Annotated in this window: 13 protein-coding genes and 1 tRNA gene; 11 read left to right on the forward strand and 3 right to left on the reverse strand. The window is 39.0% G+C overall.

Translation table 11 applies throughout. The features are described 5' to 3' along the window. The first annotated feature begins 42 nt into the window (after nt 1–42). The 9 genes from DWA30_RS08040 to DWA30_RS08080 all read left to right on the forward strand — a co-directional run bounded on the left by DWA30_RS08040 (nt 43) and on the right by DWA30_RS08080 (nt 8,416). The gene (locus DWA30_RS08040; RefSeq protein WP_114492025.1) at nt 43–546 is read left to right on the forward strand and encodes a c-type cytochrome; all 504 of its coding nucleotides are present in this window, start codon (nt 43–45) and stop codon (nt 544–546) included. Nucleotides 547–556: 10 nt separating this feature from the next. Continuing rightward, complete coding sequence (locus tag DWA30_RS08045) at nt 557–1,132, forward strand: fasciclin domain-containing protein (RefSeq protein ID WP_114492026.1); 576 nt, start codon at nt 557–559, stop codon at nt 1,130–1,132. Between the two features lie 32 nt (nt 1,133–1,164). Then, a complete protein-coding gene (nosZ, locus tag DWA30_RS08050; RefSeq protein ID WP_114492027.1) occupies nt 1,165–3,120 on the forward strand; it encodes a Sec-dependent nitrous-oxide reductase in 1,956 nt (651 codons plus the stop codon). Nucleotides 3,121–3,251: 131 nt separating this feature from the next. After that, nucleotides 3,252–3,869, forward strand: a complete 618-nt coding sequence (locus tag DWA30_RS08055) for a hypothetical protein (protein WP_114492028.1) — start codon at nt 3,252–3,254, stop codon at nt 3,867–3,869. Further along, the gene (locus tag DWA30_RS08060) at nt 3,866–4,306 is read left to right on the forward strand and encodes a nitrous oxide reductase accessory protein NosL (protein ID WP_114492029.1); all 441 of its coding nucleotides are present in this window, start codon (nt 3,866–3,868) and stop codon (nt 4,304–4,306) included. Before DWA30_RS08055 ends, DWA30_RS08060 begins: the two co-directional genes overlap by 4 nt. A gap of 4 nt (nt 4,307–4,310) precedes the next feature. Continuing rightward, a complete protein-coding gene (locus DWA30_RS08065) occupies nt 4,311–5,687 on the forward strand; it encodes a nitrous oxide reductase accessory protein NosL (protein WP_114492030.1) in 1,377 nt (458 codons plus the stop codon). Nucleotides 5,688–5,695: 8 nt separating this feature from the next. Then, nucleotides 5,696–6,937 carry a nitrous oxide reductase family maturation protein NosD gene (locus tag DWA30_RS08070; protein WP_114492031.1) on the forward strand — a complete coding sequence of 414 codons (1,242 nt, stop codon included), beginning with the start codon at nt 5,696–5,698 and terminating at the stop codon, nt 6,935–6,937. Beyond that, entirely contained in the window at nt 6,934–7,641 is a 708-nt protein-coding gene (locus DWA30_RS08075) for an ABC transporter ATP-binding protein (RefSeq protein ID WP_114492032.1), read from the forward strand. Before DWA30_RS08070 ends, DWA30_RS08075 begins: the two co-directional genes overlap by 4 nt. Then, nucleotides 7,634–8,416: an ABC transporter permease gene (locus DWA30_RS08080; RefSeq protein WP_114492033.1), complete on the forward strand. Its 783-nt coding sequence runs from the start codon at nt 7,634–7,636 to the stop codon at nt 8,414–8,416. Before DWA30_RS08075 ends, DWA30_RS08080 begins: the two co-directional genes overlap by 8 nt. Nucleotides 8,417–8,542: 126 nt before the next feature. Here the strand turns inward: DWA30_RS08080 and DWA30_RS08085 are convergent, their stop codons facing one another. Next, nucleotides 8,543–8,824, reverse strand: coding sequence for a DUF2188 domain-containing protein (locus DWA30_RS08085; RefSeq protein ID WP_114492034.1), 282 nt, complete (start codon nt 8,822–8,824; stop codon nt 8,543–8,545). A gap of 179 nt (nt 8,825–9,003) precedes the next feature. Further along, entirely contained in the window at nt 9,004–9,879 is an 876-nt protein-coding gene (locus tag DWA30_RS08090; RefSeq protein ID WP_114492035.1) for a diacylglycerol/lipid kinase family protein, read from the reverse strand. Nucleotides 9,880–9,934: 55 nt separating this feature from the next. Between DWA30_RS08090 and DWA30_RS08095 the strand changes: the two genes are divergently transcribed. Next, the gene (locus DWA30_RS08095; RefSeq protein WP_114492036.1) at nt 9,935–10,906 is read left to right on the forward strand and encodes an App1 family protein phosphatidate phosphatase; all 972 of its coding nucleotides are present in this window, start codon (nt 9,935–9,937) and stop codon (nt 10,904–10,906) included. A 261-nt stretch (nt 10,907–11,167) separates the two neighbouring features. On the opposite strand, the gene DWA30_RS08100 is transcribed toward DWA30_RS08095, so the two are convergent. After that, a tRNA-Met gene (locus DWA30_RS08100) sits at nt 11,168–11,240 on the reverse strand. Nucleotides 11,241–11,354: 114 nt separating this feature from the next. Between DWA30_RS08100 and DWA30_RS08105 the strand changes: the two genes are divergently transcribed. Continuing rightward, the gene (locus DWA30_RS08105) at nt 11,355–12,905 is read left to right on the forward strand and encodes an AsmA family protein (protein WP_114492037.1); all 1,551 of its coding nucleotides are present in this window, start codon (nt 11,355–11,357) and stop codon (nt 12,903–12,905) included.

Genomic DNA, 12,905 nt, shown 5'->3' on the forward strand with positions numbered 1-12,905 from the left:
ACTAATGTCAGCTGAAAATAACAATTTAAACACCCTGAAATAATGAGAACAATCATCAAAATCGCATTCCTTCTCACAGTTGGTATCCTCATAAGCTGTGGAGGGAAAGAAGAAAAGAAAGAAGAAAAGATCAAAATTGGACAAAAGCCAAAAGTTGAAAAGAAAGTGGAAGAACCCGCTACAGACGAAGTTCCAGCCTCTCAAAGAATTACACTTGACAATAAAGGTGTAGGTAAAATAAAAGAAGTAAAGCTGGACGAAACCATTGATCAAGCAATGGTCGAACGTGGCGCCCAGATCTTTAAGACAAACTGTACCGCTTGCCATAAAATAGATAAGCGATTTATTGGACCTTCACCTAAAGGAATATTGAAACGTAGAAGCCCGGAATGGATCATGAATATGATACTTGACCCTGAATTGATGGTCGCCGAGGATAGATGCGCTAAAGACCTGTTAGTAGAGTTTAATGGTGCAGCTATGGCCAATCAAAACATGACCGAAGCACAAGCTCGGGACATCTTAGAATATTTCAGAACCTTATAACTATAAAATTATGAGACCACACCATTCAAAATTCGTAATAATCTTATTTGCGCTCATAGTAGCGATCGTTGGCTGTAAAAATGAAGCAACAGATACTTCAAATACAACAGAAGAAGCTTCGAACGATGTCGCAAAAGAACAAGGACAAGCCTTTATTGAAGGAGATGTATCTACTCCCAATGTTCTTCAAATAGCGATGAATTCACCAGATCACACCACACTGGTGGCGGCTGTAAAAGCGGCAGATCTTGAAAATGCACTCGTTAATGCAGGTCCATTAATGGTATTTGCGCCCACGAACGCAGCATTTGAAGCATTGCCGGCAGGAACAGTTGAAGATCTCTTAAAACCAGAGAACAAACAAAAATTAGCTAGGATCTTAAAGCATCATGTAACTGCAGGAAATTATGACAAGGACTTTTTGAAAAATTTCAAAAAATTGGGTCAGGCAGATGACACCAATACAACGGTCGAGGTAAAAGGAGATGATGTATTTGTAGGGGGTGCGAAAATAATTGCCTCTATAAAAGCCGGTAATGGGATCGTTCATGTAGTAGATAAAGTGATCCTTCCTTCTTCAGAATAACCAATGAATAAATTCAATCTAAACTAATAAATATGAAAACACCTATCAATAATATAATCTCACTAATTAGCATACTATTGCTATTAGCAAGTTGTGGGAATAATGGAAGTAAAAATTCTGGCGCACTCAATTCAAGTGCAGCAGAAAAAGTGTATGTTGCTCCTGGTGAGCAGGACGAGTATTACGCCTTTATGTCTGGTGGCTACAGCGGAAATCTTACTGTATACGGATTACCATCGGGTAGAATGTTCAAAGAAATCCCGGTATTCTCACAGTTCCCAACTTCGGGTTATGGATATTCCGAAGAAACCAAACCAATGCTAAACACATCGCACGGTTTTGTGCCATGGGATGATTCACATCACCCTGATATTTCACAAACCAATGGTGAACTGGATGGAAGATGGATATTTATAAACGGTAATAATACCCCACGAATTGCCAGAATCAGTCTTAGTACTTTTGAGACCGAAGAAATAATTGAAGTACCTAACAGTGCTGGAAATCACAGTTCATCTTTTATTACCGAAAATACTGAATATGTGGTTGCCGGTACTCGATTTTCGGTACCTATCCCACAGCGCGATATACCCATAAGTGATTATAAAGGAAACTTTAAAGGATCCCTCTCATTTATAAGTGTTGATCCCGAACATGGGCATATGGATATTAAATTCCAATTAATGTTGCCCGGATTTAACTACGATCTCTCGCACCCGGGAAGAGGGAAGTCGCATGGTTGGTTCTTCTTCACCACGTATAATACCGAAGAAGCCCATACACTGCAGGAAGTAAATGCTTCACAAAACGACAAGGATTTTATTGCAGCTGTAAACTGGAAAAAAATCGAAGAATATGTAAACAACGGTGGTGGTACTAAAGTACCTGCAGACTATGCACATAACGTGTACGATGAGAGCACTCATACTGCGACAACAACAATGAAGAATGAAGTGCTAATGGTCGATCCACTTAAGGTACCTGGATCTGTCTACTTTTTACCTACACCTAAATCGCCTCACGGATGTGACGTAGACCCTAGCGGTGAATATATTATTGGAAATGGGAAACTCTCGGCAGATTTAACCGTGCATTCATTTGATAAGATGTTAGCTGCTATTGAAGGCGAGAAATTTGACGGAGAAGCATACGGTATTCCAATCTTGAAATTTGAAGATGTATTAGCAGGTACTGTAAAAAGTGGCGGGTTAGGCCCATTACACACCGAGTTTGATGGAAAAGGCAATGCGTATACAACCTTTTTTATCTCTTCGGAAGTGGTAAAATGGAAGTTAGGATCATGGGAGGTAATAGACCGTAAACCTTCGTACTACTCTGTTGGACACCTAATGATCCCTGGTGGAAATTCAAGAAAACCGTTTGGTAAATATGTGGTAGCCTTGAACAAGATCACAAAAGACCGTTATTTACCAGTAGGTCCGGAAATGGAACACTCGGCCCAGATCTATGATATCTCAGGTGAAAAAATGGAATTATTATACGATTTTCCAACCCACGGTGAGCCACACTATGCAGCCGGCTGCCCTGCCGAATTGTTGGCTCCAAACACAAAAAAGATCTATAGACTGGATGAAAACAAGCATCCGTATGCTATAAATAATCCCGGAGAAGCAAGAGTTGAACGTGAAGGCAATGAAGTGCACGTATATATGTCTACGATCCGTAGTCACTTCACGCCCGATAATATTGAAGGGATCAAAGTTGGAGATAAGGTGTATTTCCATATTACAAACCACGAGCAAGATTTTGATGTGCCACACGGTTTTGCCATGATTGGACAGAATACTTCAGAATTATTGATCATGCCCGGACAAACAAAAACTTCGGTGTGGGAACCTAAAAAAGTAGGCGTTTGGCCGTTCTATTGTACCGATTTCTGTTCTGCTTTGCACCAAGAAATGCAAGGATATGTACGTGTATCTCCTGCAAATTCATCTATCGAATTAAGCTATTCCTTAGGTGAATAAGAATAGCAGGCAACAAGTAAGGGTGGGTACTCCATCGACGGTATCCACCCTTATTATATACACATTACCTTCAATTAGTGCACACAATCGAATTGCCAATACTTATTGACCGCATTTAGAAGAAAGAATTTATGAAAAAGGCAAGCATAGTAATGATAATAGGAGCCGTATTGCTCATGGGACTTTTTGTTTTTCCACTTTGGAATATTCAACTTGGCGCACCGCAATATCCTGAACCCTTAGGGCTAGATATTTATATAAACGGTATCGAAGGGCAAAACGAATTTGATATTCAGAACATAGACGGTCTCAACCATTATATCGGTATGAAGACCTTACCAAAACCTAACGAAATGTGGGAATTCTCGGTTTTCCCAGTCGTAATCGGCACCATGGCAGCAATAGGAGTACTAATAGGAATATTAGGCTTTGGCAAAAAAATTGGCCCCAAATGGTTCTTAGGTTGGTTAGCTGTAATGGTGGTCTTAGGTATCTTGGGCATGTATGATTTTAACGCATGGATGGTAGATTACGGTACAAACTTGGATCCTAATGCCATAATGAAACTTCAGAATCCCGATGGTACACCTATGAGCTATAAACCACCATTATTAGGGCACAAGAAACTGCTAAACTTTGATGCTTATTCGTATCCCAGATTAGGCGGGTACTTAATGGGCTCGGGCATGTTCTTAACCTTTATTGCTTATCTAATTGGAAACCGTGCTATAAAACAATCTAAAAAATGAGACCACTAAAGCTAGGACTACTTATTCTATTAACGCTATTACTGCAATCGTGTAGTACAGATCCAAAAACCATTGAATACGGAAACGACGGCTGTCATTACTGCAAAATGACGATTGTCGACAAAATACACGGTGCTGAGATTGTTACCCAAAAAGGAAAGATTTACACATTTGATGCTACCGAATGCTTGCTCAATTATCTTCAAGACAACTCCAGGTTGGAACAATTGAATTGTTATACAAATTACTATGAAAGCCCCACAGAACTTATACCTTCTACAGAGGCGACTTACTTAATTTCTAAAGGCCTTCCTAGTCCAATGGGCGCAAACCTAACTGCTTTTAAAAATAAAGCAGAGGCAGAACAACTTCAGCTTAAAAAGGGCGGAGAAATATACAACTGGGAACAACTTCAACTTGAACTCAAGAAAAGGTAACCCAATGAAATCGAAAAATCACATTATTACAAGCTGTCTCTATTTGTTTTGCACATTTGTTTTGGCTCAAGAGAATTCAAATTGCGCACACTGCACTATGGCGATCAACGACACTAAGTTTAAATCCACCGCGCTAGATCATAACAACGAGCTTTTAGAATTCGATGCCATAGAATGTCTTATAAACTTTCAGAAAAAAACACCAACTATTCATACCCAAAAAGTAACCGATTACAACTCAACAGTTTTAGTGGATGCAACAAAGGCTTATTATGTTAAAAGTGAAGAGCTTCCTAGCCCGATGGGCGCGTACTTATCGGCGTATTCAAACAAGGAAGACGCCTTACAAGTACCTTCCGGATTTGTAATGAACTGGAATGCGTTGCTCAATAAATTTAACGATTCCAGTTTTGGGGCGGTAGAACATTCACATCACAACCATCATAGAGCAGATGTGCATGCCCCAATTGGTATTATGGGAGACCATTTGCATCCCAAGGGAGGTTTTATGTTATCCTTACGAGTCATGCATATGCATATGAAAGGAAACAAAATTGGAAACGAAACCATTAATGATGAGGAAATTTATCAAAATTTCATGGTAGCCCCTCAAGACATGACCATGCAAATGTATATGCTGGGAGTCATGTATGCGCCGTCTGATAAAGTAACGTTAATGGTCATGCAACATTTCGCTCGTAAGGAAATGAACCTTACGGCACAAATGATGATGCCAAATGGAATGCCCATGAAGCAAAACTTTGAAACAAAGTCATCAGGAATTGGGGATGTATCAGTCCACGCATTATACAGTATTTGGTCTTCTATAGGTAACTCGGCTCACCTAAATGCCGGCATCAATCTACCCATAGGTGAGATCGACAACACGGATGATACTCCCATGATGGAAAATAGCAAATTGCCCTACGCCATGCAATTAGGTGCCGGCACATTCGATTTTACACTAGGAGCGACCATTAAGGGTAGTAAAAATAATATTTCATGGGGCATACAACAACTTAATACGATACGAACTGGAAGAAATAGTGAGGAGTATCGCTTCGGAAATCTGTACAAATTGAACCTTTGGGGTGCTTATTCAATTATACCTCAACTAAGCGCATCCTTGCGGCTTCAAGGTACTTCGGAAGGAGAAATTTCAGGTTCCGATCGTGACCTTAACCCGATGATGGTGCCTACAGCGGTAACCGATAATTATGGAGGAGAGGTCCTTAGATCGTATATCGGAATAAACACCATGGTAGCCCAAAACAAGCTCTCCATAGGTGCTGAGGCCGGATTACCTATGTATCAGAACTTCAATGGTATATCCATGGATTCATCGTTTACGATCAATTTTGGTGCGAGATTTAGCATATAATAAATTCAATGAATAAATTATTCAAAATACTAACGATTTCTTTTCTGCTACTTTCTGCAGCCCAACTTCATTCACAACCCTTGGAGGTCTGTAACAGTTGTAAAGTGAGTTCGCTTAAAGAAGCTATTAACTTGGCAAATGCGGGAGATACTATTTTGGTGAGAGAAGGCACGTATAAAGAATTTAACATAGTAATAGACAAACCACTTACCATCAAGGGAGAAAATTTTCCAATTATTGACGGAGAAGATCAAGGAGAGATTATTCGAATCGTTTCAAACGGTGTTACCATCGACGGCCTCTTTATTATAAACGTAGGGACCAGTTACACAAGCGATCATGCAGCCATACGAGTGGTACGCAGCGAAGATTTCGTAATTCAAAATGTGGTCCTTGAGAAATTGTTCTTCGGAATATATTTAGAAAAATCAAACAACGGAACTATTTATCATAACAAGATAATTGGTGATGCCAAAGATGAATACAATTCGGGAAACGGTATTCAGCTATGGTATTCGAATAATGTGGTGGTATCGCATAATATAGTGCAACAAGTACGGGATGGGATCTATTTAGAATTCTCAGACAACATTACCATAAAGGAAAACATAAGCACCAATAATCTACGATATGGACTTCATTTTATGTTCTCTAACGATGATGTATATACCCAAAACACGTTTGAAAACAATGGAGCCGGTGTGGCTGTTATGTTCTCGAAACGAATTAAAATGTACGATAATCACTTTCAGAAAAACTGGGGCACCGCCTCATTTGGGTTATTACTGAAAGAGATCAACGACGCCGAAATAAGAGGTAATACATTTGAAGAAAATACCGTGGGCATTCATATTGAAGGCTCTAATAGAATTAGTTATACCAATAATAACTTTATTCGAAATGGGTATGCTATAAAAGTACTTGGAGCATGTTATAACAATGAATTCAAAAAAAATAATTTTCTCTATAATTCATTCGACATCTCATACAACAGTCGACTTAATGACAATACGTTTTCAAATAATTTTTGGAGTAGCTATACGGGGTACGACCTGGATAAGGACGGTATTGGCGATGTTCCCTATCGCCCGGTTAAATTATTCTCATACATCGTAAATAGAACTCCCGAAACAATAATTTTAATGCGAAGTCTCTTTATCGATCTTATCGACTTTTCTGAAAAGGTTTCGCCAGTGTTCACTCCTGACAACTTAGTGGATCCGCTTCCTAATATGAAAAAATACCAATGATACAAATTCAAAACTTACATAAGAAATTTGGAAAGAACCGAGTTCTTGAAGGCATCGACCTCAGCATTTCAGAAAAAGGCATTATTGCAGTATTAGGTCCGAACGGTTCAGGAAAGACGACGCTTATCAAATCAATCTTGGGAATGGTAATCCCCAATGCGGGTACCATACAGATTAATGGAACTAGCGTACGCAACAACTGGAATTATAGGAAAGACCTTGACTACTTACCACAGATCGCAAATTTTCCTTCCAATCTTAGCGTAAATGAACTTATAAAAATGATCAAAGACCTAAGAAATCAAACTGGTCAAGACGAAAAGCTAATAGCACTCTTCGGAATACAACCGTTTTTAGATAAAAAATTGAGTACGCTTTCCGGAGGCACCAAACAAAAAGTGAATTTGGTATTAACCCTTATGTTCGACAGTCCGCTTATCATTCTAGACGAACCTACGACAGGCTTGGATCCCATTGCACTACTTCACTTAAAAAATTTAATGTTGGAGGAGAAGAAAAAAGGAAAAACGATCTTGATCACCTCACATATCATGAGTTTTGTAGAAGAAATGGCAGACGAAATCGTCTTTTTACTAGAAGGCAAGGTATATTTTCGTGGTGATATACCTACTTTAAAACAAACAACATCTACCAGCAGTTTTGAACATGCCATTGCTAACTTATTAACCGAAGAACATGCTTAAAATATTAAAATATAGTTTTTACGACCTAATGCGTAGCCGTTGGAGCTATGTGTATTTATTGTTTTATTTAGCATTGGGTTTTTTACTGCTCTTTTTAAATAACGACCTCTCAAAGGCTGTAATAACCCTTATGAATGTCATCACGATACTCGTACCCCTTATCGGGACAATTTTCGGGGTAATGTATTACTATGACTCGAAAGAATTTACAGAATTGCTTTTGGCCCAACCCATAAAAAGATCCTCTATCTTCTTAGGACAGTATTTTGGAGTCGCTTGTTCGTTGTCCCTTAGTCTAATCATAGGACTAGGACTTCCGTTTGTACTATACGGATTGTTTAGATCGGATGCGATTTGGGAGTTTGTCTTACTTTTAGTTACCGGCGTGTTCCTAACACTTATTTTTACTGGTTTAGCATTTAATATCGCATTGTTCAACGAGAATAAAATCAAAGGCTTTAGCTACGCTATACTTCTGTGGTTATTCATGGCAGTGATCTATGACGGATTATTTCTTATGTCGCTTATCATGTTAGAATCCTACCCATTAGACAGCTTTTCTATAGGAGCCACGCTTTTTAATCCCATTGATCTATCGCGTATTTTAATATTACTTAAATTGGACATCTCTGCACTTTTAGGGTATACCGGTGCGGTTTTTCAGAAGTTCTTCGGAACAGGTGCAGGACTTGTTTTAGCACTTTCGACACTTTCTATATGGGTATTACTACCCTTATTAGTAATGTATCGAAAAAGCAGAAGGAAAGACTTTTAATCTAATAAGCTAATAAAGAGCTAAAATGACACCACTTCCGGGAATAACGATCAAGGCCTTCGATCTAAACAACGAAGCTGAAGCCTTAACCTAGTTAAAAGCTAAATAACCTTAAGACAGTTTATTTTAATCAAAACTCACCCGATCGCGTATCGTACCATCCTGTCTATGAATAATGACATCAGCCTGTCGTTTACGGGCAATACGCTTGGCCTTTCGTATCGCTGTACTTTGCTTTCTGTGTTTTGAAGTGATGCGTTTATTACCTTCACGTCGCACGGCCCAACCATTCTTATAAGGGACCACGTGTTGATGCCATGTTCTAGGCGTTGATCGATCCCTCGAACTTTCGAAGAGTACTTTAATAATTTCTAGTAATGCCTTTAACCAAGATCTACCGTTCGCCATATTGAAAGCTAATTGAGGTTGAAGATAGTATATTTAGAAGAGACCCAAGCATTTTCCGTGCGGAAGCAAGCTCGCTAAAAAAAGAATCACTTCCTTGTTTTACACCAAGAACAATGCTGCTTTCAACGAGAGAAGAGAGTGGAAAGCAACTTAAATAGCTTTCTTATCGAAGGTCGTTTTTAGCGCTTCGGAAGTGCTAATTGTAAGCACTTTGGAATTATTTCAGCCGAAAAAGTGTCAAATTCACCAATAAACTCACCATCGACCTGAAGTGCGATAGGGTTTTCACTTGTTACCTTAACCGACTGCGCCTGATACATACTTATGTGCGGTTCCTTATTGGATGTTTTGTTGAAGAATGTTTTTAGAATTTCCCAAACACTTAGTTTTTTGTAAAGGATCAGCTCGAAAAGGCCATCGTCAATTTTGCCTATCGGATTTATATTTGCGCCAGTACCGTACTTCTTCGTATTTGCAAAGGCCAATAGCACGCCGGTACTCTTAATGACCTTATCTTCGAGATGTATCTTAAATTTATATGGATAATCTGATTTTAATAGCGTAGGCAAACTATGTTTTGCATAACCGAACATCCCACGAGAATTCGATTTTTCATAATTGTAAATGAGTTCCGCGTTAATTCCGATATCGGCGATGTGCAAGCAAACAGTATCGTTTACACAAAGGGCATCGATGGATTGGGTGTGGTTCGAAAATGCCACTTCAAATTGTTCGTCCAACGTTTTAGGGTAATCCAAAGAAGTCAATAATCCGTTAGCAGATCCACATGCCAAGATTCCCAAAATAATATTTTCAGTAAGTAATTGGGACGCCACCATATTAATGGTCCCGTCACCACCGGCCACGATCACACGGTGAAACGTTTTAGACGCTAGTTTTTCTTTAATTAATTTAGCATCTTCGGTTCCTGTTGTAAAATAAAATTCTAAATCAAATTCAAACCTTTCAGAAAATTTCCTGGCCTTTGCCTCCACTTCGACAGCATCTATCGATCCGGCAGCTGGGTTTATCACAAAGAGCAGATTTGATCTCATTAGAATTCGATATATTTAGTACTATAAATTTATCCAAAATTTAGGACTAACCAATATGAAAATAGATATCAGTATCTATCGAGGATACATGAACGATAAGGAATTGACTATTTCTGGACACGTTTTTAAGTCTTGGGCACCCAGCCAATACAGTATCGAAAAGCGGGCGATAAAGCACGGTTTATCCATACTTAAAATGTTTACCATAAAACCAATGCCAAACGAGACTGTGATCCTTCACTTCCAAGATCAAACAGTATCCACAAAAACACTAGACGATGGTTATTTTAATTTTAAGATACCGTTCAACAAAAATTTGGAGAGCGGTTGGCATGCTTGCACCATACAATGTGACATCGGTAAATTCAATATCATTTCGAATGGCGAAATCTTAAAACCACATACAGGTAGATACGGTATAATTTCAGATATCGATGACACCTTTTTAGTATCCCACAGCGCAAATTTCTTTAAGAAACTCTATGTGTTGTTGACCCAAAATATTGATAACCGCAAGGTCTTCGATGACGTGCCAAAACATTACCAAGCGCTAAGTAAAGCTGGTCAAACGAACGAAGATTCTTATAATTCTTTTTTCTATGTGTCCAGTAGCGAATGGAACTTGTATTCTTTTATCGTAGCGATCGCGAATAAATACCATTTACCGAAGGCCGTACTCAAATTAAAAAAAATAAAAGCCGGTTTAGGGGATTTCTTGTTTACAGGCAGTGGAAGCCACGACCATAAATTTGAAAAAATCAAAGAGATCATTTCGTTTTACCCAGAATTGGACTATGTGCTTTTAGGTGACGACTCCCAACGGGACCCCTTTCTTTATGAGCGTATTTGCAAGGTATTTCCGAAGAACATCAAAACCATCTATATACGGCAAACAAGGAAAAAACCAAAAGAGAAGGTCCGAGAGGTGTTGCAAAACATAGGTTCCATGGGCGTCGACTACCTCTACTTTGAAGATAGTAGTAAAGCCATTGCCCATTCCAAAGAGATTGGTTTGATGGATGTCTAAAACTTCCTATAAAAGGGAGATCTAGTAGCGGTAGCAGCATTCAAGGCACAAAAAAACCTCTTGACTTATCAAGAGGTTTTTGTTGTAGCGGGAACTGGATTCATTCCTTCACGTTGTTTCGGAATGGGCCTCAAAGGGAAGCTTGCACAACAACCCAAATTCTATTTAAAATTTACTTTTTTGACATTTCAATTTTAAAAAGCTTGCTTTCTAAAATCTCATTTACAAAAAAAGCCAAATACGAAAGTACTTGGCTTGTTGTAGCGGGAACTGGACTCGAACCAGTGACCTTCGGGTTATGAGCCCGACGAGCTACCTACTGCTCTATCCCGCGATGTGGACGGCAAAGATACAAAGGAATTTGCGTTTTACAAGCTATAGCAGCATAAATTTTAACAGAAATTCATAAACTTTTCGTTTAACGCCTCTTCTTTACTACATTTAAGATATGACAACAACATTACGCAACACACTTTTTATAATTCTAGGAGTCGTCATCTTCTGTATAGCGGCGCTACTCATATCCAATCTCATCGTAAAGAACAAGGTGGAAGCATTTCTTACCAACGACCTACCACCCCACATACAAAATTCATACGACGAGCTTTCTGTAAATATGCTAAATGGTACCCTTACACTAAAACAAGCCTTAGTTGCTGTAAGAAATCAAACGAACGACACTATACACACAAACTTTTCAGCAGAAAAAATTACCATCGAAGATCTGGATTATTGGGACTACCTTTTTAATGACCTAATTCATTTCGAAGCCATACAACTTAGTAACGCAACTATCGAACATCACAAAAACAAATACAACAGTACTAAGGATAGTACAAACGCCAGCTCCTCTAAGTTGAAAAGAGCATTTTTAATAGGAAACCTTAGTGTTGACAACACAACAATTTCTATGTATGATGGCACTTCCGATTCTACCGCATTGTATACAGACAGATTAATGATCGATGTGGATAGTATAAGAATGGACTCGCAGTCCATTACCGAAAAGATCCCATTCGCTTATGGCGCTTACACCGTCAAAACCGATACGGTATTTCTAAAAGTGAGCGCGTATGAGAATATGACCATACAGCAGCTTGAACTGCAGCAGGGCGCTCTAGACCTAAAGCAGATCAAACTCTTTACAAAATACTCCCGTGATAAGCATGCACAATTGTTAGAAAAAGAGCGCGATCACTTCGATCTTCGCATCGATTCTTTACAATTGGCTAAGATCGATTTTGGTTTTACCGATGATACATTTTTTGCAGAGAGCCATAAACTAGTACTTTCAAATCCGAAGCTAGATATCTTCAGAAATAAACTTGTGGCAGACGATCCAAGCATCAAACCACTTTACAGTAAAATGCTTCGCGAGCTTCCTTTCGCTTTAACGATCGATTCCGTAGCCATAAAAAATGGAGCTATCGCCTATACCGAAAAGGTGAAACAAGATAATCCCGGTGGAACTATTACCTTTTCAGCACTCGACGCGCAGATCGCCAATATGAGTAATACCTATGGGGCTAACACCAAAACTGAAATCCATATCGATGCACAATTTATGGAACAAACACCCTTTACAGTAGATTGGAACTTTGATGTAAACGATCAAGAAGATCGCTTTTTATTCAAATCGGATGTAGGCCCATTAACAGCATCTCGCCTTAATAAATTTACCGAACCCAACTTAGGTGTGAAAATGGAAGGTGCCACCAATAAGACATATTTTACGATTAGCGGCGGAAATGAAGCAGCTACGATAGACCTGCGTATCAACTACGACGAGTTTAAAGTTACGGTCATGGAAAAAGACGAAAAGAATGATAAAAATTGGTTCCTATCGGCTGTCGCAAACCTCTTTATTTCTAAAAATAGTGACGATTCCGAAAACGATTTTAGAGAGGGCTCTGCCCAAGTATCACGAGTAAAGAACCGTTCGTTCTTTAACTACCTATGGCTTAATGTTGAAGCCGGATTGCGAAAAAATTTGCTATAA

Origin of the sequence: Candidatus Ulvibacter alkanivorans (genome assembly GCF_003333325.1) — a bacterium.
Lineage (GTDB): Bacteria > Bacteroidota > Bacteroidia > Flavobacteriales > Flavobacteriaceae > Ulvibacter_A > Ulvibacter_A alkanivorans.

Coding starts and splice junctions, on each gene's coding strand:
- DWA30_RS08075 (WP_114492032.1), top strand. CDS start 6,934: ATGATACAAATTCAAAACTTACATAAGAAATTTGGAAAGAACCGAGTT.
- DWA30_RS08040 (WP_114492025.1), top strand. CDS start 43: ATGAGAACAATCATCAAAATCGCATTCCTTCTCACAGTTGGTATCCTC.
- DWA30_RS08090 (WP_114492035.1), bottom strand. CDS start 9,879: ATGAGATCAAATCTGCTCTTTGTGATAAACCCAGCTGCCGGATCGATA.
- DWA30_RS08085 (WP_114492034.1), bottom strand. CDS start 8,824: ATGGCGAACGGTAGATCTTGGTTAAAGGCATTACTAGAAATTATTAAA.
- DWA30_RS08060 (WP_114492029.1), top strand. CDS start 3,866: ATGAGACCACTAAAGCTAGGACTACTTATTCTATTAACGCTATTACTG.
- DWA30_RS08080 (WP_114492033.1), top strand. CDS start 7,634: ATGCTTAAAATATTAAAATATAGTTTTTACGACCTAATGCGTAGCCGT.
- DWA30_RS08065 (WP_114492030.1), top strand. CDS start 4,311: ATGAAATCGAAAAATCACATTATTACAAGCTGTCTCTATTTGTTTTGC.
- DWA30_RS08045 (WP_114492026.1), top strand. CDS start 557: ATGAGACCACACCATTCAAAATTCGTAATAATCTTATTTGCGCTCATA.
- nosZ (WP_114492027.1), top strand. CDS start 1,165: ATGAAAACACCTATCAATAATATAATCTCACTAATTAGCATACTATTG.
- DWA30_RS08095 (WP_114492036.1), top strand. CDS start 9,935: ATGAAAATAGATATCAGTATCTATCGAGGATACATGAACGATAAGGAA.
- DWA30_RS08070 (WP_114492031.1), top strand. CDS start 5,696: ATGAATAAATTATTCAAAATACTAACGATTTCTTTTCTGCTACTTTCT.
- DWA30_RS08105 (WP_114492037.1), top strand. CDS start 11,355: ATGACAACAACATTACGCAACACACTTTTTATAATTCTAGGAGTCGTC.
- DWA30_RS08055 (WP_114492028.1), top strand. CDS start 3,252: ATGAAAAAGGCAAGCATAGTAATGATAATAGGAGCCGTATTGCTCATG.